Origin of the sequence: Neolewinella aurantiaca, from assembly GCF_008014675.1 — a bacterium.
In the GTDB taxonomy this organism is placed as follows: Bacteria; Bacteroidota; Bacteroidia; order Chitinophagales; family Saprospiraceae; genus Neolewinella; species Neolewinella aurantiaca.
The window spans coordinates 15,630-38,703 of record NZ_VOXD01000034.1; the positions used below are offsets into that span (position 1 = coordinate 15,630).

Below are 23,074 nucleotides of genomic sequence, written 5' to 3' on the forward strand. Positions count from 1 at the left end.
TCCAATTAGGTCGTTCTTAGGCGACATCTGAAGTTAAATCAGACAATACAAGCTTCTTCATGCGGGAACTTGCCTAACCCTTCAACAGCAGGAAGCTCCTTCCTGCAACCGCGACGGCCAGCGTGCCGTCACTACCACGCTCTACCGGCTTACCGTCCAGTACATCCATATAGGCACCAGATTGATTGAGGGGGAGTTCCACCTCCCGCGGAGCGTCCAGATGGTTAAAAATCACTATCATCTCCCCGTTTTCGTCGAACCGGCGGTAAGCCAGGAGTTGTTCTTCGCCGCCAACCTCAATAAACTCGAGGTCACCATGTATCAGTACAGGATTGGCTTTACGGAGGGCAATCATTTGCTGATGAAAGCGGAAAATCTCGTCGTTAAACTCGACCTTATCGGTGGGCCGTTTTGCTCCTAAAGGATGTGCCGTTTCGTCTTCGAAGGAAAAGTCTTTCCAAATCAGTGGTTTCCGGGAGGACGGGTCGTCAGCGCCCCACATCCCCATCTCATCGCCCGCATAGATGTGGGGAGCCCCCGGATAAGTGTACTGCTGGGTCAGCAGTAGTTTCAGGGTTTGAAGGGTAGCTTCGTCGGGCTTGTTGATTTTGTATTCCGGGTTATCGTGGACTTTGCAGTAATACTTGTATTTGTTCTTATTGTACAACGAAGTCAGGATCCGGGGTGTGTCGAACCCTCCGGTGTAGTTCATCATTGCGTAGTTGTTTCCGGGGTTCAGGTTGGCCCGGAAAACGTTCAGGCTGTCAACCAACTCCCCCGCCGTGATCTGGTCTGGTGATTCGTTGAAGAAATGACGTACCGCCCGGTACCAACGGTAATTCATTACGGCATCAAATACGTCTCCGCGCAGGAAAGGCTCGGGGTCCAGTAGTTTATCCGGCCATTCCTCCCACCAGATTTCGCCCAACAGGTAAGCATCCGGGTTTATTTGCCGCACGTGCGTTCTGAAGTCTCTCCAGAAACCAAGTGGGGTTTCGGCAGCAACATCAAGCCGGTAGCCGTCTACTCCGTCAGAGGGGTCTCCGTCTCCATCGGGATCGAGCCAGCGCGCTGCTACGTTCATGATGTGGGCTTTGGCTGCGCCAGCGTAGATATTGCCTTCAAAAGAGGTCAGGCTTTCAGACAGGTCTTGCTTCTGCGTCTCTCTGATTTCGGGCAGGTCCGGCACGCCGGCCCAGCCGTGGTATTCAAACTCATTCTCGGGGGTTTCTGGCTGATCGAATGCTTCGATCCAGTACCAGTCTTTGTAAGCTGATTTCTCCTGCTTTTGGAGCACATCCTGCCACGCCCAGAACGTCTGACCGGTATGGTTCCAGGAGTAATCGAGGATTACCCTGATGCCTCTTTTGTGAAACTCATCGATCACTTTTACGAACAGCTTATCTGCTCCGGTCATCTTCCAGGTGGTGGGGTCATCAGGTATTTCGGAGGCGATTATCTCCTTGTCCCCTGCGGGGTCGGGACCGAAGGTCACATCGATGTGCCGCCAGTTGCGGGCGTCGTATTTGTGCAGCGAGGGGGCGTCGTTGAGTGGGCGGAAGTAGATGGCCGTAACGCCCAGTGAATCGAGGTAGTCCATCTTGTCGAGGACGCCCTGGAGGTCTCCGCCGTACCGGCGCATCTGTACGAAATCAGCAAATCTCTCGATCTTATTGCCGTAGTAATCTTTCTGATCGCCAACCTTGGCAAAGTAATCGTCGGGGCGGTACCAGTCCTGTGTCCAGGGAGTTACGGCCCAGCCATCGGGTACAAATCCGGGATAAGCTCCGGTTATATCTGCGGCGGTGGGGTCGTTGGTGGGGTCTCCGTTCCGGAACCGCTCCACCCCTATTTCGTACCAGACAACTTCTTTTGCCCACTCAGGTGGCTGCTCTATTGTAACATCTACAACTCCTTCGTTGCCGTCGCTCTCGACTGACTTTTCGCAACCAAGGCAAAAAATCAGGAGGGCGGTCCAGTAATAATATTTCATGATCTCTTTTCTAAATTGTCATACACACACAAGCGGCTGTAAGTATGCAATACCTACGTGCCGCAAAGCCGTAAAGATAGCTTCTCATCGTTTGTTTTTGGGCGGGGCCGCAGGTGCCACGCACGTTGAACGGCAGCGGACGAGCCCTGAAGAACCGGTACCCAGGCTCGGGTGGTGTTCTGCTCCGCCATGGTTCCAACCGCGCTCTACCTCACCCTGCACCCGCGTCAGCGCCCCTTCATACTGTCATAAATCCCAGTCATGTCGTACCTTCCGCCCTAAGCCCCAAACCAGACATGCAGAAACAAGAAATTTTAGCCCAAAAAATTGCCGAAGCCAACTTAGGCGGTGGCCAGGTAAGAATCGAGAAACAGCACCAGAAAGGTAAGCTTACCGCCCGCGAGCGGGTACACCTGCTGCTCGACCCCGGAAGTTTTGAAGAGATCGGCGCTTTAGTGACCCACCGTACGCATGACTTCGGCATGCAGGACCAGCTTTTCTACGGCGATGGTGTCGTTACCGGCCACGGTACCATCGGAGGCCGCCTCGTGTACGTTTTTGCCCAGGATTTCACCGTCTTCGGAGGAGCACTTTCCGAAACCCACGCCGAAAAAATATGTAAAGTGATGGATATGGCCGTCAAAACCGGCGCTCCTTTACTCGGCCTCAACGATTCCGGCGGCGCCCGTATTCAGGAAGGCGTCCGCTCGCTGGGCGGCTACGCCGATATTTTCTACCGCAACGTCCGGGCCTCGGGCGTGATTCCTCAGCTTTCAGCCATTATGGGCCCCTGCGCCGGCGGAGCTGTCTACTCGCCCGCCATGACCGATTTCACCGTGATGGTCGAGAACACCAGCTATATGTTCGTAACCGGCCCCAACGTAGTAAAGACCGTTACCAACGAGGAAGTCTCCAGCGAAGAACTAGGCGGCGCGAGCACCCACTCCACCAAGTCTGGCGTAACCCACCTCACGGCAGCGAATGATGTCGACTGCCTCAACAAGCTTAAAACACTGCTCAGCTACCTTCCGCAAAATTGCCAGGAAAAGCCAGCCGACCTCCCTTACCACCTCGGCACTGAAATCAGGGAGCAACTCGAAAACCTCGTACCGGAATCGGCCAACCAGCCCTACGATATGCGCAACGTTATCGAAGGCATAATCGACGAGGGGAGCTTCTTCGAAATTCATGAAAACTACGCCGATAATATCGTTGTCGGCTTCGCTCGCCTGGCGGGTAAATCCATCGGCATCGTGGCCAACCAACCAATGAGCCTTGCGGGTGTGCTCGACGTGGAATCGAGCAAAAAAGCCGCCCGCTTTACCCGTACCTGCGACTGTTTCAACGTCCCGCTGCTGGTGCTCGTCGATGTTCCCGGCTTCCTGCCCGGGACGGACCAGGAATGGAGCGGTATCATTACCAACGGAGCTAAACTCCTCTATGCCCTCAGCGAAGCCACCGTGCCACGGATTACCGTAATTACGCGCAAAGCATACGGAGGAGCGTACGATGTGATGAACTCCAAACACATCGGTGCCGACCTGAATTTCGCCTGGCCCACGGCTGAGATTGCCGTAATGGGCGCCAAAGGCGCCTCTGAAATCATCTTTCGCCGCGAAATTAAAGCCGCTGAAGACCCGGCCGCCAAGCTCGCCGAAAAGGAAGCTGACTACGCCGAAAAGTTTGCCAACCCCTACCGGGCCGCGCAACGCGGCTTCATCGATGAAGTCATTTTGCCCAAAGAAACGCGGCGTAAGCTGATCCGTGGTTTTGCCGTACTCGAAGGTAAGGTGGTGGAAGGGCCAAAGCGGAAACACGGAAATATCCCCCTCTAAGAGATTGTCCGGGTTATTGCCGCTGAAGTTGAGTTCCGGCAATGCCCCCCGACGGTTTCTTCTTTACGGAGTTAATGTATCCACCGATAAGCCAGCATCTTTAAGTATCTCTTAACTGTGGGCAAGATGGCATTTCCATGACAAAGTGGTATGTTTACGTAAATATTCCGCTATGAATAAGCTCCTTACTCTGATAACACTTGGTGGCATTGGTCTTTCCCTTACCAGCTGCCTCGAGGAAAATATTACAGTTGTATCTCCCGATGTAGATGGTTACAGCAATCCGCAGTCTCTTGAGTTTAACGAGTCTGAATACGCCACGCTGAGCCAGACCCTGGATATTGACCGGGTAATAACCATGTCTTCGGTCAACGTGCCCTTGCACATAGGGATGACTTCAGGCCTGAGTACCGTAGATCAAACTTCTTCCGATGCCCGCAAAGCACTCCTCGGGCGTGTGCTCTTTCACGACAGCCGCCTCTCCGCTACCGGCGAGACGACCTGTGAATCGTGCCACAAGCAGGCCGCTGCCTTCTCCGACGATGTAGCCTTCAGTAGGGGCATCAACGGTGCGGTTACCAAGCGTAACTCTATTGCGCTGGGCTCTGTGCCCACTTTCGCTCCGGTCATCAGCGGCTACGGAAGCTCGGGCGACGAACAAACCGCCAGCGTTGACGGTGACGTGAAGTTCTTCTGGGACGAACGTGCCAATACTATTAAAGAGCAGTCTGAAGCAACCATCCAGGATGAACTGGAAATGGGCAAAGACCTCCACGAACTTTCCAGTGAGTTGAAGAACCTTGAAATGTACAAGATTCTTAGCATGAAAGCCTTTGGTACAACAGACCTTACACCGGATCGAATAACGCTTGCCCTCGAGAAATTCACGAGCTCTATCGTTTCGATGAATACCCGCTTTGATGAAATGCGGGATCAGGAGCTCTTCGGTGGGCCGAGTACAGTTTTTAGCCCCGAAGAACGCCTGGGAGCACAACTCTTCCGTCAGAACTGTTCCACTTGCCACGGCGACGAAATGGGTAAACCACGGATTAATGTTGCCAGCAACGGTCTCGACGAGGTTTATACCGACAAAGGAGTTGGAGCACTAAGCGGGAATTTGCGGGAAAGCGGAGTCTTTAAAGTTCCTTTCCTCCGTAATGTAGCCCTTACCGGGCCGTACATGCACGATGGTCGTTTCGAGACTCTCCGCGAGGTCATCGACCACTACAGTGAAGGTATCCAGGACCACATCAATCTCCACCCTTTCCTGAAGGAGAACAACCGTCCCCGCCGGATGAACTTCACGGAGAACGAAAAAGACGCCCTCATCGCTTTCCTCAACATGGCTACCGATCATACTGTGCTGACAGACCCTAAACTGTCTGACCCGTTCAGGCAGTAGCCTTTCCCAGAGGGATTGAATTATAAAAGCCAGGTTGCCGTTGCAACCTGGCTTTTATAATTTGCGGCATGCTCGAAAATATAACCTCTCCCACTCTTCTCGTCGACCAGAGTAAAGTAAACCGTAACGTACAACGGATGGCCGATCGTGCGCTCCGTCATAACCTCACGCTCCGCCCGCATTTCAAAACCCATCAATCGGGTGAAGTGGGCGAATGGGTACGGTCCTTTGGGGTCAATTCCATTACGGTCACCAGCCTGCGGATGGCACGCGAATTTGCGCAGTGTGGCTGGGAAGACATCACTATTGCTATGCCATTGAACCCGCGCGAACTCCCCGGTATCGGGGAGCTTGCTCAGCAAGTTTACCTGAGTGTTTTTCTCGTTGATCCCGAGACCGCAGGTAAACTCAGCAAAGAGATTGCTAAGCAGATCGGTTACTTCATCGAGCTCGACGCCGGCTACGGCCGCTCGGGCGTAAAGATTGAAAACCTCAACTTAATTGCTGCAATCATTGAAGCTGCCGGCAATCACCACTGTCGTGGCTTTTATGTGCACAGCGGACATACCTACGAGGCGGGCGACAAGCAGGAAATCGACCAGATTCACGAAGGGCTGATGCGCAAGATTGCAAACCTGAAAAGTGGACTCTCACGACTCGCCGGAACTCATCCCTCAGGACCCGTGCGGACCAGACTGGCACAAACGTTCGAATTTGCCATTGGCGATACTCCCGCGTGCAGCACACAGGAGAGCTTCAACCATATCACCAGTATTGGACCCGGTAACTTCGTGTATTACGATTTAGTACAAGCCGGGCTTGGCGCCTGCTCTACGGACGATATCGCGGTATGCCTCGCCGCGCCTGTGGTGCAGGTTTTACCACATAAAAATCAGGCAATCGTTCATGCCGGGTGGGTTCAGCTGGGTAAAGACCGACTTCCGGATGGCACCCACGGCAGGGTCGTAAAACTGAAAGAGGATGGCTCATGGAGTGCTTCTCTTGCTGACTGCGTTGTCCTGAAACTGAGCCAGGAGCACGGGACCCTGCAGCTCACGACAGAAGTACTGCAGGAACTCTCTCCGGGCGACCTGCTCGGCATCCTGCCCGTCCATGCCTGCGCTACGGTCCACGGGATGCGCGCAACGGGTGAGCAACTCATCATCGCCGCTCCGGGAGACTGACTTCTGATAATAAAAAAACACCCGGTGAACAGAGTGAGCGATATTGCTCTTTCTGTCCGCCGGGTGTATTCGGGAGTCTTCCTGCAGGGAAGTTTCGCTGAAATTTTTCAGCAGGATATTTAGATCACTTCCTGAAGAGCTTTCTCTATGGAAGCTGCGCCGCGCAGGCCAACAGCTGCGATCTTACCTTCGCGGTCAATCAGGAAGGTCTTCGGGATACCACGCACACCGTAGAGGCGACCTGCGGTACTTTCCCACTTAGTAAGTTCACTTACGTGGTAAGGCCAGCTAAGTTGGTCTCTGGCGATAGCATCGGTCCAGCGCTTCTTCTGTCCCTCCTGACCTTGAGCAATCTGCTCCGGGGTCATGTTAGCGGTGCGGCGCGAGTCGAGCCCGTCGAGGCTTACGCTGTAGATGGTAAATCCATCTTTCTTGTACTTGTCGTACACCTTCACTACGTTAGGGTTCTCGCGGCGGCAAGGTCCGCACCAGCTTGCCCAGAAATCGAGCAGTACCACCTGACCTTTCAGGTCAGAGAGGGTGTATTTTTCACCAGTAGGGCTTGGCAGAGAAATGTCCGGAGCCGGCATACCAACCCGAATGGTTTCGCTGGCCTGCTGCTGAGCGATCTGGCCCTGCATGGCGCGCACGAAAGAAGCGTAGTTGGCCTGAAGCGGCGAGCTTGCGGGCAGACGCTTCAGTGCTTCTGCGTGAACCGGCATTCCGGCAGCCCCGGCGCGGGAAAGGGTGTTAAAGGCAATGAATGCACCAGTTTCAGGATTGTCGACGGTCTTAACGATCTCTTCGATGTCTTCAATCTTTACTGTTCCCTGGTTGAGGTTTTTCATTACGGCAACCATCTCCTCTGCATCCTCAGAGCCGGAGATGTCGAAGTTGTATTTTCCGAACTCAGCAACGTCGCCTTTGATCTCAATCTGGTGATCATCTTCATCGAGCGCGATGACTGCTTTCTGTGCTCCAACACGGATCTGGTAAATCCCCGGTTTGAGACCGTCAACAAAGCCAAACGCAAAATTACCGTTGCCATCGACAGGGGTGTTGGCAAGTACTTCGTTCGCGGTGTTGATGCCAACACGATCGAGGTAGACGTTGAGGTTAGCTGCATTCGTCAGCTCGCCTTTGATGAGGGTGCCGGAAGTAGCTACACCACCCGACTGGCAGGTAAAGAGCGTCATGCTGATGGCCAATAAGGCCAAAAGAGATGAAAATTTCATGTTCATTAGATTTTTTAAGTCAAGGTATGAGAGCCAGTATTAGTTGAGCTCAATAAGACAAAGGTAAGTATTTCACATAAAACTACAAATGTCGTATTTGTTAATCGATGCCAAATACCGCAGACAGAGAGGGCAACCCCTACCTTTGTGGTATGCATCCCAAAAACCGCTACGCAGAACCCCATGATTTTGTCGGATTAGCCGCAATTGTACCCGATTTGGCCAGCTACTCCATTACAACGCCGGACGGTCGAAGCAGCCTCGATTTCACGCATCCGCAGGCGGTTCGCCTGCTCAATAAAGCGTTGTTGATCAGGGATTACGGCCTGAAATACTGGGATATTCCGGAAGGAAACCTTTGCCCGGGTGTTCCCGGAAGGCTCGACTACATTCATGCCATCGGTGATCTTTTGGGAGACGATACGGCGCGGACGCAGGGTGCAAAGAAAGGTAAACAACCACCGGTCTTCGGCCTCGATGTCGGAACGGGCGCATCGCTCATTTATCCCATCCTGGGCCATAAAGAATATGGCTGGCGGATGGTAGGAACCGACGTGGATGCCACTTCGCTGAAGGTCGCCACAGCCATCGCTCAGTTTAACCCCGGCCTGAAAAACGGCATCATCGTCAGAAAGCAAACCGACCGGCGGGCCATCTTCCGTAACGTCATTCTGCGGGGAGAGCACTTCACCTTCACGATGTGCAACCCGCCCTTTTTTGATTCCGCAGAAGCGGCCCGCGCAGCGGCCGGGCTGAAATGGAAAAAACTGGGCGTAGAAGCTGCAGCCTCCCCCACCCTGAACTTTGGCGGCCAGGCCAACGAACTGTGGACCGAAGGCGGAGAGCCTGCTTTCCTCCGGCAAATGATTCAGGAATCGACCGGTTTCGGGGAGCAGGTAGACTGGTTTACGACCCTGGTATCCAAGAAAGGCTACCTGAAAATTGCTGAGATCGAGTTTGGTCGGCACGGAATCACCCAAACCAAGGTTATTGGTATCGGGCGGGGCGGCAAGCTCCGACGGATCCTCTGCTGGAAAGTTTGAAAGCGACCCACGCTGCCCCTCCAGTCGCGTAATCAGTTCGCAGAAGTTCAGTCGGAGTGAAACTCCTCTACCGCTGTACAGCCGGCCTTTAAACGAAATATTGCACCTGCGTGCGCGCCAGATGGTTTGCTTAGAGCATACTGGAGACCAGCGAAACGACTCCTGCAATCAGCATCTCGATGCCGATGGCCATTACCAGGAAGCCCATAATACGACTGAGGGCAGCCAAACCACCGCGCCCCAGGAGGTTGAACAGCGCCGGAGCGAAGTGCAGCACTACCCAGATGAGCAGGGCCATTGTGGCAATAACGCCAATGATGAGGCCCCGGCTTACCCATTCGCTCTGTTGTGCAAATAAACTGATCAGGAGAGAAATACTGCCCGGCCCTGAAAGCATGGGCATTGCCATCGGGGTAAAACTGACGTCTTCCGCCTCCATCGCTTCTACCTCGACGCCTTCGCTGATGCGTCGTTCCTCGAACTTGCTGTTCAGCAGGCCGTAACCGCTGTTGACGATGATGAGGCCACCCGCAATGCGTAGGGCATTGAGGCTGATGCCGAAGAAGTTGAGAATATAGGTGCCCGCAAAAAAGAAGACCACCAGAATGAGCATGAACCACATCGCTGTTTTACGAGCCGTTACTTCACGATGACTCTTACTGCTGTTGGAGGTCAGCGTGAGGTATATGGGCACCGCACCCAGTGGGTTTACCACAGAAAACAATGAGCCAAGGGTGGCCAGGAAAAATGTGAGCAATTAAGGAGAATTTAGTCCGTTAGTCGTTTGGTGTTTTTTTCCGACGCAGGAACAATGAAAAAGGCACCAACGCTTTATTCAGGGGTAAGGTTGCAAAAGGTACATTTGTTTGGTGGATCCGGAGAAGATTTCCCCGCATGGCCCTCAGGGCCATTTATCACGAAACAACGGGCTTTATTTGCTCAAACTCTGCGGGCGTCGTATCATCAGGCGAACAAATCGACTAATCCGGGTTTTTACCTGCAAACCAAGCACACTCCATGAAGAAAATTGGCATCCTATACGGCCGTGAACGGTCCTTCCCTCCTGCGGTAATTCAGCGCATCAACGACATGAACGTTGACGGTATCACCGCAGAACCAGTAATGATCGATAAGTGCGGTCAGGGCCTCAACCCAGGTTACGCCGTTATCATTGACCGAATCAGTCAGGACGTACCTTTTTACCGCGCGATGCTGAAGAACGCCGCCGCTACCGGTACAGCTGTAATCAATAACCCTTTCTGGTGGAGCGCCGACGAGAAATTCTTCAACAACGTGCTTAGTGTGGGAGGTCTTGATGTTCCGGTGCCTAAAACCGTTCTTCTCCCCAGCTTCGAAAAACCCGACGACACATCGGACGAATCGTTCACCAACCTCGCCCATCCGCTGGACTGGGAAAGCATGTTCAATTACATAGGCTGGCCGGCATGGACCAAACCACACGACGGTGGCGGCTGGAAATCTGTTTACAAATGCAACGGCCCTGAGGATCTCTGGAAAGCGCACGCAGAAACCGGTCAACTCGTCATGATGCTGCAGGAAAACATCACCTTCACAAGCTACTTCCGCTGCTACTGCATCGGCCGCAAATACGTGAAGATTATGCACTACGAACCCCGCAACGAATTCCTGGACCGCTACAACTGCCATCACGAGGTCTCCGACGAATTGATGCAACAAATGCACGACTACGTCATCAAAATCAACGAATGGCTGGGCTACGACTTCAACACGGTCGAGTTTGCCGTTCGTGACGGCATACCTTACGCCATCGACTTCTGTAATCCTGCCCCCGATGCCGATAAGTTCAGTGTGGGAGAAGAAAACTTCAACTGGGTGATCGAGCACGCCGCCAAGTACGCCATCGAGCGGGCACAGGCACAGGAACCAGGCAAGAGCAACCTTACCTGGGGTAAGTTTATCCAGCAGTCGGTTGCAGGTACTTATGACTCACGGCGGTAATCTCTGTTACCGCCAGGTGCTGCACATCCAGCATAGAAAACCCTTCTTTCCCGTCGATCGGAAAGAAGGGTTTTTAATTTAAGCTGATGGCTGAAGCCGTAACTACTGTAGCGTTACTTCTTTGATCCAAAGCCCCGTTTCGGTATCATTATCGTAGCCTCCGAAAATGTGCAATTCGCTTGCGCCCGCCCGCACGGTAAAATCTTCGACGATTGCCGTTGCCCACTGTCGGGGATAGACCTCTTTGCGTTTTACCCGGTCAGCAACCGAGAGTTGCGGAGTGATAGCTTTGGGTAATTCTATAAATTTCAGGTCTTGCTGCAGGCTGTCCATCTGAATACCGAGCCGTATATTTTTTTCGGCGTGGTAGTGAATGGTTACGCGGTATGTCCGGTCTTGGGTAATTTCAACAGGCCAATAAGCGCCGTTCCAGTCTAAATCCACGAAGAAATCATTAGACCAGCCGTATTCGTCCATAAAGTGCGTTTCTCCCAGTGGTTCTCCCTCGTGCGCCTGTAGGTGCACCGGACGAAACTGAGCGGCGTCGAGATTGATCGGAGGAGCAATCAAATCCGGCCGGGCGATCGTGGCGGCAAACCGGTTGTATTCGGCGGCCATCTCCCGGGCGTGGCCCTGAACGCCCTTCAGGAAGTCTGCGTCAGACGCCATGATATTGGTGCGCTGCCCCTCGTCTTTATGAATTTCGTAGGCTTCAAAATCATCAGGACTGTTCATCACCACCAAGCGGTGGCTGTTTCTGACGCTTCCCGGATAGCCGGTAAAATCGTAGCCCTGCTTGAATGCATAAATCGGGCGATTCTGGTCAAACACCCGCGAAGAATCAGGTTCGAGCAGGGGCATCAGGCTCTTTCCGTCTAATCCTCCGGGCGGTTGGGGTAAACCGACAATATCCAGTAAGGTCGGCACCAGGTCGATATGAGCTGCCGGTGTGTGAAACTGCCGGCCGTTGGCAGGATGGCCGTTAGGGAAACGGATACCGAAAGGCACCCGTACCCCGCCTTCGTTGACCGAGCCTTTTGTTCCTTTTAGTCCCATACGGTACCGGTCACCGTTGGGTCCGTTGTCGGTGCTGAAAATTACGATGGTATTGTCGAGTTTTCCGGCTGCTTCAAGCTGATCGAGTAGCTTTCCGATGTGGTCGTCGACGGATTCGATCATAGCGTAGACACCAGTATTGTAGTCGGTCAGGCCGCGGCTTTTTACCGGGTTCCAGTACTTGTCGGCTACCTGCACTGGCGTATGCGGAGCCTGGTAAGTAAGCATACAAAAGAAAGGCTGATCCTGGTCTGCCAGCATGAAGTGAGCGGCGGTATCGGTGAGGATTGTTGTCAGGTCTCCATTAAAGGGAACTACTTCATTGTCTTCGTTTTCCAGCTCGCCATTAAAGTAATCATTGAAGTGACCGAGGGTAAAGCCAAGAAACTGATCAAAGCCCTGCCCGTTGGGGTCGTAGGGCTTCGTGCTTCCATTATGCCACTTCCCGAACAGGCCGGTTCTGTAGCCTGCATGCTTCAGGTATTCAGGGATCGTCATGATGCCATCGTCCATGGTTTCGCGCCGACGGGTTACGAAGACAGCGCCCGTGCGGGGCGAATACAAGCCGCTCAGGAAACTGGCGCGCGTTGGCGCACAGACCGGGCTGACATAAAAACGGCTGAACTGAGCACCAGAAGTCAGCAGTGCATCCATATTCGGCGTCCGGATAGAGTCGTTGCCGTGCAGGGAGAGATCCCCAACCCCCTGATCGTCGGTTAGGATGAAGAGGATATTCGGGGGCACGTCCTGTTTTCCGACCTCAACACCTCTGTTTTCGGAGGGCGACGGCGCGCAGGTGCAAACAAAAAGACCAAGGAGCAAGGCGGGGAAAACACATCGGTACGTCATACGGCTAAGGTAGCCATTTTCAGCCTTGATTGCTCCATGCTGAGCAGCGCAAAGTATCAGGGCCGGAAACGCTTCTGATTGAAGGGAAAACTAAACTCTTCGTCCTGTACCGTAACGATGAAGTTAAAGTATTCAGCTTCATCGTTGCGCGGAAACGCAACCTTTCCGAAGGCGGTTTTCCCGGGATCTATCGTTGTTATCCGGAAAGCATAATCGAGCCAGAAATAACGATTGGAAGGCGGAGGTTCTTCTCCATCCAGCGGAGCGACTTCTCCCCTCGCTACAAGATCTTCATTATCCTCATCCCTGAGCACAAAGGAGAGGTCTGAAGTAGTGTTTATGGCCAGGTCGCTATACAGGTAACTGTCGGCAGCACCGGTATTAGCAGCTAAGGCAGCTCCTGCAATTGAGGCAGCAACCCCTGCTATCGCGAACCCCTTGGCCGCACGGGTACTTTTGACGGATTTGATGTCCATACTCAGCAATTGCACTTCGGGGTCAATGGCTTGCTGAACGGGGCCGGCGTCGCCGGCCAGTAAACAGCTTGCCGGATCGAAGTCGAATGCCGTAGAACTGGTGTTTTCCACTTCGAGATGGAACACGACGTACTTCGGGGAAGAATCGTAAAAGCTCACCGTCACCTTAGCGTCTTCATTAGAACGGACAACAAGCTTTACTCCATAACGATGGGCAGACACCTCTGTGTCGGGTTCCATTCGTACAACGTAAGGTGAGGAACATCCTGACAGAGCCAGGTAAAAAAGGAACAGGGTAATTAAGAATCTCATCAGCTGGGTGTAATTAGGTGCTCTCTAAGATCAGGGTTCCGGGAGAAATTTGAAAGCTACCCTGTCGTATTTAGCACAACCTTAACGCTGATCGTTACTGAAAGGCTTTTCCCAGCCTGGCCAGGTATTGAGCACTCGTTTCTTTCATGTAGATGCCCAGAGACAAAGCGGTTTTGTCCAGAAGGTTGGTATCGAAGATACGATAGTCGAATTGGTGGTCCAGCCCGGTAGTAAGTTGCTCGCGCTTACGGACAAGCAATTCAAATTCGGAACTGCTAATGTTATTCTTCCCGCCCGCGTTCACATACTCTTTAAGCCTGCGTTCGGTATCGATCAAACCACCCCGCAAAATCTTGAGTGCATCGGCTGCCTCCGCCAGGATCTTTCGCTGCAAGTTGATGTTGTCCATCGCCAATGTCTTTTCGGACTCAATCCGGCCTTTGGTTTTCTCCACCGAGAAGTAGTGTTCGTCGATGTCCCGGTTGAATTGTTTCACGATGGTCATGTGCAGCTCCGCAAGCTCACGCATTGGCTCTATGATGGCGAAGAACTTCTCGGTTTGCAACTGGTGGTACTGCTTTTCCCCGGCCAGTGAGCCGCGCCGGTGCGGGTCATTAGACACGAGAAACAACCTGGTTACCTTCCCTTTCACTTCATGATCCACGACCCGAAGCTTACTCAGGTTTCGGGAAAACTCTTCTGCTCTATTGTTGAAATCCAGGTTGAGCGCTAAAATCTCATCAAGAGCGTCGGGGCCATCCGGATCGAAGTCACCATCGAAAGAGAACATGGGCTCCGGTGTCGGATCAGCAGGAGTTTCACCGGACGATTCCGGCTTCTTATCCGGTAGCGGGTTGTCAAAAAGATCGTCGTAGGGATTGGGCATGGCCGTGGTTTGGCTTAATTGAGGAAAGTTACAAAATGACGAAGATAACGAGGTTATTAGCACACCCTGCCACTTACATTTTCGAACCTGGCCGGGCTTATATTCTAAGCTTCCGGCTGCTGCTGGTGAGTGGTAACATAAGAGAAAACAGCCCTGACGGTACTTCGTTTGATCTTTTGTCGTACTTCCGAGGCTTCCTGAATAAGCCGGTACTGAAACTTCAGTTCAAGCAGGTCTTTTTTGACTTCTCTTATCTTAAGATTATAAGACCTTGGTTCTATGTGCTCGGCATATTCCGAAACGGCATTGATGAGCTCTTTTTCAAGGGCATCGATCTGACGGACCAACTTGATGTCCATTTCAAAATCGATACTCATCAGTCGTACGTCACGACGGGTGTAATTTATGATTTCCTCGGAGTAAACCTTGCCGTTAGGGAGGATTACGAGATCATCGTTGTCGTTCATGATCTTTACTTTCAGCAGACCAATGTCTACCACCCTACCCTTATACCCGTGAAATTTGACGTAATCGCCAGCTTCAAAGGTGTCCGAAAAGCTGTAGTACATGCCTACGATCAGATCGTTGACAAATTCTTTAGAGATGATAGCAATGGCGGCTGCGACGATACTCAGGGAGGTAAACAGGCTCGAGAACTCAACTCCAAGCAACGAGAAAAAGGTAAAGATCCCCAGTGCGACGAGTAATAATTTGCGAATGTTTTCTACTCCGAAAACGAAGTTTTTCACGCCCCTTCGACGGGAGTACCCCCGTTGGCGGTACCACCACTTTACCAGTCTCGTTGCCAGGTTGATACCCACCAAAAGGACAAAGAAAAGGGCAAGCGTCCGCTGATTTGACTCAGTAATAGTCTCAGTTTTAAAAATGAGAATATTCTGGATGAGTAAATAAGCACAACCTGCAAGTACCGCCAACTCCAGGATGATTACCAGGAAGTTGAAAACCGGGGATCGTTTTTTCATTTAATCGTTATCAAGCATTTCGTCAATCAAAGCTGCAATATCCTGCAGGTGGTAGCGGATGATGCCCGCTTTATACTTTCCTGCCGGGTCGCTGACCGCCTCGGCGATCATGCGCAGCTCTGCGCGGGCAGCAGCTCCTACATCTGTCCGTTTTTCAGCATCTTCTTTCAGAAGCATCCCCAACTTAGCGACGTGACTGCGCTGTAAGTTGCGTCGGAAGCCATCTATTTCAGCTCCGCTTTCGAGTTCAGACCACAAACCTTCCCGGAGGTCTTCCAGCATATCCGTCAGCGGGTAGGCTTTTTCGCCGTTCAGGGCTTCCTGTTCGACGAGTCTGGCGAGGCGGTCGCTGCGCAGCAGACCATTCAGCTGTCGCTCCTGAAGGCTTCGTATTCGCGGCATCACACCGTCCGGACCGATGTTGCGGACGATATTCTCCTGAAGCAGCCAATCGGGAGTACTGAAAACATGATCGTTGAGGAACGCTACCGATGCCTCCTGCTCGCCGCGGTCGAGCGGAGTATAGGTAAAGCCTTTTTCGTCGGTTGTTCTCAAATGCTCGTAGACACCTCCCACGTTAGAGGTAACATGGCCAGAGAAGCGTGACCACACTCCTAACAGTTCACCGTATAGTTCCTCCAGATCAGCGTATCCTTCGCCGGAAGTTGCTGTCCATTCTGCTAGATTAGGCGCTACGCGTTTCAGGTTCATCAGACCGTAAGTACTCGCCTTCACCGGGTCATCGCCCACAGATTCTGTCTGAGAACTTGGGTCGTAACTATTACGTCCACCGAAGAGGAATTTCGGATCCCCTTTTTTATCGGCGATCCACTTTCGCAGGGTCGGGAGTTCGGCTTCAGCTGAATTGGCTTCAGGAATCACACGGTAGCCCCAGTTGATGGCGTAGACATCATACGGCCCGAGCATCCGTACCCAACGGACACCTTTGTCTCCCGGCTGAGCGACATAGTTATAGCGGGTGTAATCCATGATGGTGGTAGCCAGTCCCCATTTGTTGGTGAAGGTGGCGGAGCGCAGCGAGTCTACCGGGTAAGCATAGCTCGCTTTCATGTTGTGGGGCAGGCCGAGGGCGTGTCCGATTTCGTGCGCAATCACCATACGCATCATTTCCCCGATTTCTTCGGGCGAGGTGTTCAGTGTGCGGGCCGAGGGGTTGGCAGCTCCGGTTTCCAGCAGGTAACGGTTGCGGTAGCTCCGCAGGTGATTGTGGTACCAGATGATGTCTGACTCGATGATCTCCCCGGAGCGCGGGTCGGATACACTTGGGCCCATTGCGTTGCGTGTTTCGCTGGCTACATATCGAACCGTCGAGTAACGGGCATCTTCTGCACTCCAATCCGGATCTTCCTCCTTGGTGGGCGCACGCTTGGCGATGATGGCATTTTTGAAGCCTGCTGCTTCAAAAGCAACCTGCCAATCCTGAATACCCTGAATAAAGTAAGGAACGAATTTCTCCGGTGTTGCCGGATCGATATAGTAAACAATCGGCTTTACCGGCTCAACCAGTTTCCCCTTGGCGTACGCAACGGGATCTTTTGGCTCCAGGCGCCAGCGGCTCAGGTATGTTTTGCGGTCGGCCTTCAGGGCCTCCGAACCATAGTCTACCTGGCTGACGGTAAACCACCCTATCCTTTCGTCGAACAAGCGGGGCTGCATCGGTTCTTCCGGCAAGAGGTAGAGCGACTGTGCCATCTGCATCGAGATAGTTCCTGATTTCCGGTTAGAAGGTGGCTGACTGGAAGAGAAGGTCATATCGTGGCGTACCTCGACGTTTTCGGGGTAGGCTGCCATCCGGTCGATGAAGGAGCGTTTCTTATCGAGGCTTCGTACTTTGTAGGAGGTTCTCACGCGTGATGACAGACCGCTGATAGCGGGAACGTCAGTAAGGAAAAGGTCGTTCACCGAAATAACCGCAGCAGTAGAGTCTTCGTTAAAAGCTTCGATCTTGAAACTCATGATGAGCGGTGCGTAGTTGTTGTTCTGCACCGATATATTGATCGGCAACTCCTCGTCCGCAACGCTATTGTACGAAATAGACTTCAGGTGAATGTTGTTGTGGTTTCGCGTCCAGTGCACCAACTGTTCGTTGGTTTTGGTACCTGCATTGAAGTAGCCTCCACCCAGGTTTGCGGGAATTTTTGCAATTCGGCTCACGAGCAACATGTCTTTGCCAAATTTATCGAAAGGAATCTCGAAGTAGTATTTGTCTTCTACTCGATGGGTATTGAAGAGGCCCATCGTCGATTCCGCATCTTCGGTGATCACCTCGGCGTATTCCTTGAAAGGAGATTTTTTCTTTTTCTTTTCTGGCTCCTCTTCAATCACAACTGCGGTAACGGTATCCTTGGGCTCTTCCTCGGCCCCCTGGGCACAAAGGGCGTTGGTACTGAACAGCAGGCAAAGCATGAATATGGAGGATAGGTAGTGTCTGGTCATTTGGCTGGGTTATTAATTCATCGGGCAAGATAGGAAATCTGCTGCGTAGTGATTTTTTGGCGCGGCCGCAGGTGCAATGGGAGGTTTTGTGGAGACACGGTTTCCCCGCTAAGACTTTACAATTTTGCGTAAAGAAGATTTACCCCCCTTGCATCCCAGCAGATTTAACGCCATTCACCGCTTGCTCAGCAAGCGGTTGGGGAAGGAGCAAAGGGAACTGAAACAGCCTAAATGTTACGTGATTATACGGCTTCAGCTCAGTAGTCCCCCTTATTGTCACCCCTTGTATACACAAATCTTACTGGTGTACCCCTTATTGTCCCCCGTAGTAGATATACATCTGACTGCTGGTCCGCACATCTTTGCAACCTGACATACAAACACCTGCACGTTGATGACCTGACTGGAACAATCAACAACATAAATGCTGAATTGAGAGCTTGTTCGGGTTTTGCCTTCTGGCTGATTGCTGACAAATTTGATGTAAAACGATGAGCGAGAAACTTGCATAGCCATAGCTATGGAAGTTTTGAGCGAAGAAGTGCAGCATCAAATTTAGCGCAAGCAAGCCGAAGTGTTAAACCCGAACAAGCTTTAAGATCAGTATCGCTCAACGCAGGTAATTAACTCCCCATTAAATTCTGATTCATGAAACACTTTTTCTACCTCGTGCTACTACTGTGTGGTATGCTAAGCCCTGCGGACGCCTTCTCGCAGGACACCAAAAACTGGACATTAATTGTCTATCTCGTCGGTTCCGATCTGGAGAGTGGATTTGCCGCCGGCAGTACCGACATGGCGGAAATGATGAGCATCTCCAACACCAGTAATGTCAACATCGTTGTGCTTACAGGTGCCGCCGATAAAGATGGGTGGCGAACACCAAAGAGCTACCTGATTAAGGACGGTGTTCGCTCAGAACTTGGATTTGTCGCCCCCAACCAACAGGTGATGTCAAGCCCCGAAAACCTGACGGCCTTCATCGACTGGTCCGTCTCCAACTACCCCGCCACCAACTATTTCCTGACCATGTGGAACCACGGCATGTCAATTCGGGGATATGGATGGGACGATGTAAGCAAGGAACAGTTTACAATTCCACAGATCGCCACTGCGATAGGCTCTACCAACTTTATTCAAGACGGGAATATGTTTGAGTTGATCGGCTTCGATGCTTGCCTCATGGCTAACCTGGAAGCCCAACTCCCGCTTAAAGACTTCGGTTATTTTTTCGTTGCATCCGAAGAGACGGAGCCGGGCCACGGTTGGGATTATGCCCCCATCATCCGCGCGCTGCAGCAAACCGAATTCGACTGGAATGGCTTTGACATTGGCTACGAAGTAGTAGACGGGTTCATAGCCCAGGGAATAGCTGAAAATTCCGGCCCGACCACCACGCTGAGTGTAACAGATCTTACCGCACTTGACGGTCTCCGGAACAAACTGGAACTGCTTTTTGCCAAAATAAAACAAGAAGGAAAACACCGGTCCCTTCAAAAAGCGCGTGGCGTCGCTCAGGAATACGCTCAATCGCTGACGGAGCCTCTACAGTCAGAAGACGTGGTAGACATTGGCGACCTCATGAAAAAACTGAAAGCGAAAGACCCTTCCCTCGCCGCTGAGGCCAACGCTGTTTTGGCAGAACTGGACCAGGTAGTGCTTTATGAGCGTCACTCCACCGGCCGACCAAACTCCACCGGTATGACCATGTTCATCCCGCACAACAAGATGGTAGACACTTTCGAAACTGGCTTCTTCATGCGGGAAACCTACGCACCTCTCCAGTTTTCTGACCCGATCGAGAGTTACATCTCCACGGATTACTACACGGCTGTCGGGTCAGATAATACACCACCAACCGGCCAACTGGATGACGACTTCGGTAATTTCTGGAGAGGTACATCCGGAACCAGTGGCCGCAGTGTCAACGAAAACACAAGCGCTATCCGTGTAAATCACGCCAATGACCTCGAAGAGGTAAGGGTTGTACTGGTGGAAGAATTCCCCGGCATGCCCGATGAGTTTATTATCCTCGGTAGCACCTTCCCGGATACTTCCGCCTTCGTTGCCGAAGATGAAGAAATATTTGCCTACGAATTTGACGGAATGTGGTTGGGCATAAACGGCTTCCCTGCTTATATCTCTGATATATACGAGTACGAAGTGGAAGACGAAGATGGTAACGTCGAATACTTCGCCCAGATACAAATCCCCGCATTGCTGAACTACATCAATGACGATAGTCTCGGTCAGGAAATTATGATCTCCTACCGGTACGATGAAGATTTCAATATAACGATGGAAGGAATCATCCCCCAGGCATATGACGAGGATGGCATACTCGTACCCGGTAAGGAGCGGATCAACCTCGTTCCGGGGGATGTCGTCCAGCTCACCTACGAAAGTTTCAACGAAGTAACGGATGAGGAGTTTTTCGTCATTGACGACGACGCATACATTACGATCGAAAACGGAAACGATGACCTGATGCTTGAGTACGATGATCTTTTTGAAGGAAACTACCGCATCGGTTTCCTGCTGACAGACCATTCTCAAAACGACACCCTTATCTTCGATACAAAGGTATTTTCGGTCAATACTGATGGAACCGCAAATAACTTTGCGGACAATAACATATCCATGTTCCCCAACCCCGCCAGTACCGAATTGGTGGTTGAAAACGGTAACTTCACCGGCTCATCTTACCTGGTCCGTTTGATCGATATGAACGGAAGGCAAGTGTTCAAAGGGAGCTACAACCAAAACCGCGCAGTGCTTCAGACCCGGAACCTGCCCACCGGCTTGTACAGTATTGAGCTGATTGTTGATGGTAAGATTTATGCCGATAAAGTTGTGCTTAAGAACTAAGCCCTCCGGCATTTTGCCTGAACCATTAAGTGATGCGAAAGAGCTGGTCCAGGCATAAGCAATTGCAGGAAGCAGCCTCCTGACCCAATTAAAGTTTCACGTTTAAAACGCGACGCGTTTTTAGCTGTGTCTCTCCACCAGAAAACCCGGAAGTCCAAACGGACTTTCGGGTTTTCTGATTGAAATGATTTGCGGATCGACTCCCTGTTTTACAACCTTCTCTGCACCTGCGACCGCGCCCGTATAAATCAGATAGTCCTCACAAGGCGCGGCCACAGGTGCAATGGGAGGTTTTGTGGAGCTCCACTGCACCTATAGTTGCCTCGGTCATCAAAGGTGAAATTTTGGCCAGATGATGAAAGCGGCCGCTAAAGATCACCCGGGGCGGCCGAGGCAACTATATAACGCGCGGCAGCACTACCTACTAGCACACTACCGACTGCATTCTGAATCACTCCGGCAACCGGACCGTCATCGTATCGTCGGTGTACATATCTCCGGTACTGAGTACCTCCCCGTTGCTGTCTTTTATGACTACAGTCATGTTCTGTCCTTTCCTGCTCACTTCAATATCAAAGCCATCGTCCTGCCCTAAGGCGTGGATATTGCGCAGCGCCATCTTGTCCCAACCTTCAGGCATCCGGGGTTGCAACCGAAAAGAGCGGAATCCGGTTGGGAGAATCCCGAACAGCCCCTCGGTGAATACCCGGCAGTAGAGGCCGCTTTCCGCACTCAGGTGGGCCATATTCCCCTCTGGGTAAGCTTCTACGGCGTAGGGAACCCGTTCGCCAAGCAGGCGTTCCTGGCTGTACTGCAGGAGCCGCTCGTGGGCACGTTGGACTCCTCCGGCAATGAAAGCGCCGCGCAGGGCGTAGAGCGTCCCGCGGTCCCAGAAGATCTTACTGACGGCCGGGTTCGGGTGATTTTTCTCTACCGCTACGCCGTTCTCCGTCCAAAGGCGATCGAATAAGCCGGTGAGCGTTCCTTCCTCACGCCCCCGCAGGCCAACCACCAATGGCAGGGCAATCCAGTGACGAAGCGCTTCGTGACCATCGTAATAACGGTAGGTTTCCAGGCCTTCCACTTCACGGCCGAAGAAGTTCTCGATGGCTTCGCTGAGCGCCTCCCGCTGGCGCGACCAGGTTTTGATCATCTTTTTGTCTTTACCCAATTCCCTGGCCAGACTGATGCTCGTTTCCAACGCGCCGTAGTACAGGCTGGAGGTGGAGAGGTTGGCGTCTCCCGTTTCAATGCGGCCCTCCATTTCGTCCGACTGGCTGGCGACCACACCATCTTCGGTTAGCATCCGGTGGTTGTAGTCCAGGCACCAGTTGAGTAGTGGCCACAGCTCTTCGGCGATGGCTTGGTCGCCAAGGGCAAGCAGGTAATGACTCAGGCCGTAGGCGATCATCGCTGCATCGCCCCGGTCGAGCGGATTGGCGGGGCTATCCCCTTCCATCTCAAAGGAGTAACGGATGTTGGAGCCATCTTCGGGGATCGCTTTTCGGTAGATCCGCCACATGTTCAGCGCCGCGTCGTTGCCCAGCTGATAGCCCAGGTAGGGAAAGAAGGGATTGATGTACTCCGCTTGGTCGTTGGCCCAAAAGCCGATGTAGTAACGCCCTCCGCCGGGGCTGTGCACCAGACCAAGTTTTGAGTCGAAGATGCTCTCCGCTCCCCGGATTTTGGCGAGGGAGAACATGGTGTTGTAGGTGGGGTTCGGCGTTTCGAGGATCAGGTTTTCTTGTAGGTCGCTAATCTGTTGTTTTCGAAGCTTATGGCTTAGTCTTGCGCCAGTAGAATTTATCAATATTGTTCGGTCCTTAGCGTCAACGACTTCCTGTACTAAAAAAACAGTATCTCTTTCACCTGGCACCAAGGATTTTTCAATTTTTCCGACATACTGCGAATTAATTGTCCAACGGCCCTCTTCACCTCTTCTTGATTCAGCGAGATACCTACCATCCAACTTTAATCGTATTACCTTTTCGCCCACGTTAGAGAACTCAATTCGTTCAAATGCTGCGTGCATATTCTGAGCTGGATAATAGGTCCGGCTAATCTGAAGACCGTCAGAATCTGGTTCATGGAAAATACTCAGAGTACCGTCTATAACAATCTTCTCCACCGGTCCTAAAGAAACCTCTTTACTTCCGACGTACATCCGTGGCAACACCTCTTCGTCCTCATAATCCTGCCGCAGGTAGTTCCGGTAGGTTGCCCACCAGGCTGGATCGGCATCCTTGATGTAGGGTCTCATTTGGGGGAAGATCAACTCACGTTTCACCTTCACCATCCGGTTCGTATCCACCGCATAGTGGATGATGGCAGAAACGCCCCGGCCCGACATTTCGATGTTGTCTCCGTGCGGCAGGCGGGTATCGTTCGCTACGTCCCAAACGATGCCGGATTCCGACTCGTTGATCTGCCAACGGGTTTCCTGACCAATAGGTGGAAAAAACATCGAGGATAAAATCAGAAAGACGAGGTAGCGCATAGGTCAGGTTATTGAAGG

15 protein-coding genes are annotated in these 23,074 nt (G+C 52.3%); 6 read left to right on the forward strand and 9 right to left on the reverse strand.

Annotated elements, in window-relative coordinates; genetic code table 11:
* Nucleotides 1-73: 73 nt before the first annotated feature.
* Complete coding sequence (locus tag FUA23_RS18085; protein WP_147932174.1) at nucleotides 74-1,993, reverse strand: alpha-amylase family glycosyl hydrolase; 1,920 nt, start codon at nucleotides 1,991-1,993, stop codon at nucleotides 74-76.
* 296 nt (nucleotides 1,994-2,289) lie between these two features.
* Between FUA23_RS18085 and FUA23_RS18090 the strand changes: the two genes are divergently transcribed.
* The 3 genes from FUA23_RS18090 to FUA23_RS18100 all read left to right on the forward strand — a co-directional run bounded on the left by FUA23_RS18090 (nucleotide 2,290) and on the right by FUA23_RS18100 (nucleotide 6,414).
* Nucleotides 2,290-3,828: an acyl-CoA carboxylase subunit beta gene (locus FUA23_RS18090; RefSeq protein WP_147932175.1), complete on the forward strand. Its 1,539-nt coding sequence runs from the start codon at nucleotides 2,290-2,292 to the stop codon at nucleotides 3,826-3,828.
* Between the two features lie 172 nt (nucleotides 3,829-4,000).
* Nucleotides 4,001-5,230 (forward strand): cytochrome-c peroxidase, encoded by a 1,230-nt coding sequence (locus FUA23_RS18095; protein ID WP_147932176.1) that lies wholly within the window; start codon nucleotides 4,001-4,003, stop codon nucleotides 5,228-5,230.
* Nucleotides 5,231-5,298: 68 nt separating this feature from the next.
* Nucleotides 5,299-6,414, forward strand: a complete 1,116-nt coding sequence (locus FUA23_RS18100; RefSeq protein ID WP_147932177.1) for an alanine racemase — start codon at nucleotides 5,299-5,301, stop codon at nucleotides 6,412-6,414.
* A 119-nt stretch (nucleotides 6,415-6,533) separates the two neighbouring features.
* On the opposite strand, the gene FUA23_RS18105 is transcribed toward FUA23_RS18100, so the two are convergent.
* Nucleotides 6,534-7,649, reverse strand: a complete 1,116-nt coding sequence (locus tag FUA23_RS18105) for a TlpA family protein disulfide reductase (protein ID WP_187271121.1) — start codon at nucleotides 7,647-7,649, stop codon at nucleotides 6,534-6,536.
* Nucleotides 7,650-7,801: 152 nt separating this feature from the next.
* On the opposite strand from FUA23_RS18105, the gene rlmF reads away from it, so the two are divergent.
* Complete coding sequence (rlmF, locus tag FUA23_RS18110; protein ID WP_187271122.1) at nucleotides 7,802-8,692, forward strand: 23S rRNA (adenine(1618)-N(6))-methyltransferase RlmF; 891 nt, start codon at nucleotides 7,802-7,804, stop codon at nucleotides 8,690-8,692.
* Between the two features lie 130 nt (nucleotides 8,693-8,822).
* Here the strand turns inward: rlmF and FUA23_RS18115 are convergent, their stop codons facing one another.
* On the reverse strand, nucleotides 8,823-9,449 hold the full coding sequence (locus FUA23_RS18115; protein ID WP_147932180.1) for a MarC family protein: 627 nt from the start codon (nucleotides 9,447-9,449) through the stop codon (nucleotides 8,823-8,825).
* Between the two features lie 260 nt (nucleotides 9,450-9,709).
* Here FUA23_RS18115 and FUA23_RS18120 point away from each other — a divergent pair, with 260 nt between their 5' ends.
* The gene (locus FUA23_RS18120; protein ID WP_147932181.1) at nucleotides 9,710-10,672 is read left to right on the forward strand and encodes an ATP-grasp domain-containing protein; all 963 of its coding nucleotides are present in this window, start codon (nucleotides 9,710-9,712) and stop codon (nucleotides 10,670-10,672) included.
* A 102-nt stretch (nucleotides 10,673-10,774) separates the two neighbouring features.
* Here the strand turns inward: FUA23_RS18120 and FUA23_RS18125 are convergent, their stop codons facing one another.
* The 5 genes from FUA23_RS18125 to FUA23_RS18145 all read right to left on the reverse strand — a co-directional run bounded on the left by FUA23_RS18125 (nucleotide 10,775) and on the right by FUA23_RS18145 (nucleotide 17,691).
* Nucleotides 10,775-12,577, reverse strand: a complete 1,803-nt coding sequence (locus tag FUA23_RS18125) for a sulfatase-like hydrolase/transferase (protein ID WP_147932182.1) — start codon at nucleotides 12,575-12,577, stop codon at nucleotides 10,775-10,777.
* A 56-nt stretch (nucleotides 12,578-12,633) separates the two neighbouring features.
* Nucleotides 12,634-13,365, reverse strand: coding sequence for a hypothetical protein (locus tag FUA23_RS18130; protein ID WP_147932183.1), 732 nt, complete (start codon nucleotides 13,363-13,365; stop codon nucleotides 12,634-12,636).
* Nucleotides 13,366-13,459: 94 nt separating this feature from the next.
* Nucleotides 13,460-14,251 (reverse strand): hypothetical protein, encoded by a 792-nt coding sequence (locus FUA23_RS18135; protein ID WP_147932184.1) that lies wholly within the window; start codon nucleotides 14,249-14,251, stop codon nucleotides 13,460-13,462.
* Between the two features lie 104 nt (nucleotides 14,252-14,355).
* Nucleotides 14,356-15,234, reverse strand: a complete 879-nt coding sequence (locus tag FUA23_RS18140) for a mechanosensitive ion channel family protein (RefSeq protein ID WP_147932185.1) — start codon at nucleotides 15,232-15,234, stop codon at nucleotides 14,356-14,358.
* Complete coding sequence (locus FUA23_RS18145; protein ID WP_147932186.1) at nucleotides 15,235-17,691, reverse strand: zinc-dependent metalloprotease; 2,457 nt, start codon at nucleotides 17,689-17,691, stop codon at nucleotides 15,235-15,237.
* Between the two features lie 648 nt (nucleotides 17,692-18,339).
* Here FUA23_RS18145 and FUA23_RS18150 point away from each other — a divergent pair.
* The gene (locus FUA23_RS18150) at nucleotides 18,340-20,559 is read left to right on the forward strand and encodes a clostripain-related cysteine peptidase (protein WP_147932187.1); all 2,220 of its coding nucleotides are present in this window, start codon (nucleotides 18,340-18,342) and stop codon (nucleotides 20,557-20,559) included.
* Between the two features lie 451 nt (nucleotides 20,560-21,010).
* Here FUA23_RS18150 and FUA23_RS18155 read toward each other — a convergent pair whose 3' ends face one another.
* Entirely contained in the window at nucleotides 21,011-23,056 is a 2,046-nt protein-coding gene (locus FUA23_RS18155) for a six-hairpin glycosidase-like protein (protein WP_147932188.1), read from the reverse strand.
* Between the last annotated feature and the right edge of the window lie 18 nt (nucleotides 23,057-23,074).

What these genes read in the sequence shown, in the direction of transcription:
- FUA23_RS18120 (WP_147932181.1), top strand. Translation starts at nt 9,710, where the DNA reads ATGAAGAAAATTGGCATCCTATACGGCCGTGAACGGTCCTTCCCTCCT.
- FUA23_RS18090 (WP_147932175.1), top strand. Translation starts at nt 2,290, where the DNA reads ATGCAGAAACAAGAAATTTTAGCCCAAAAAATTGCCGAAGCCAACTTA.
- FUA23_RS18105 (WP_187271121.1), bottom strand. Translation starts at nt 7,649, where the DNA reads ATGAAATTTTCATCTCTTTTGGCCTTATTGGCCATCAGCATGACGCTC.
- FUA23_RS18130 (WP_147932183.1), bottom strand. Translation starts at nt 13,365, where the DNA reads ATGAGATTCTTAATTACCCTGTTCCTTTTTTACCTGGCTCTGTCAGGA.
- FUA23_RS18135 (WP_147932184.1), bottom strand. Translation starts at nt 14,251, where the DNA reads ATGCCCAATCCCTACGACGATCTTTTTGACAACCCGCTACCGGATAAG.
- FUA23_RS18100 (WP_147932177.1), top strand. Translation starts at nt 5,299, where the DNA reads ATGCTCGAAAATATAACCTCTCCCACTCTTCTCGTCGACCAGAGTAAA.
- FUA23_RS18150 (WP_147932187.1), top strand. Translation starts at nt 18,340, where the DNA reads ATGAAACACTTTTTCTACCTCGTGCTACTACTGTGTGGTATGCTAAGC.
- FUA23_RS18085 (WP_147932174.1), bottom strand. Translation starts at nt 1,993, where the DNA reads ATGAAATATTATTACTGGACCGCCCTCCTGATTTTTTGCCTTGGTTGC.
- FUA23_RS18140 (WP_147932185.1), bottom strand. Translation starts at nt 15,234, where the DNA reads ATGAAAAAACGATCCCCGGTTTTCAACTTCCTGGTAATCATCCTGGAG.
- rlmF (WP_187271122.1), top strand. Translation starts at nt 7,802, where the DNA reads ATGCATCCCAAAAACCGCTACGCAGAACCCCATGATTTTGTCGGATTA.
- FUA23_RS18155 (WP_147932188.1), bottom strand. Translation starts at nt 23,056, where the DNA reads ATGCGCTACCTCGTCTTTCTGATTTTATCCTCGATGTTTTTTCCACCT.
- FUA23_RS18125 (WP_147932182.1), bottom strand. Translation starts at nt 12,577, where the DNA reads ATGACGTACCGATGTGTTTTCCCCGCCTTGCTCCTTGGTCTTTTTGTT.
- FUA23_RS18095 (WP_147932176.1), top strand. Translation starts at nt 4,001, where the DNA reads ATGAATAAGCTCCTTACTCTGATAACACTTGGTGGCATTGGTCTTTCC.
- FUA23_RS18145 (WP_147932186.1), bottom strand. Translation starts at nt 17,691, where the DNA reads ATGACCAGACACTACCTATCCTCCATATTCATGCTTTGCCTGCTGTTC.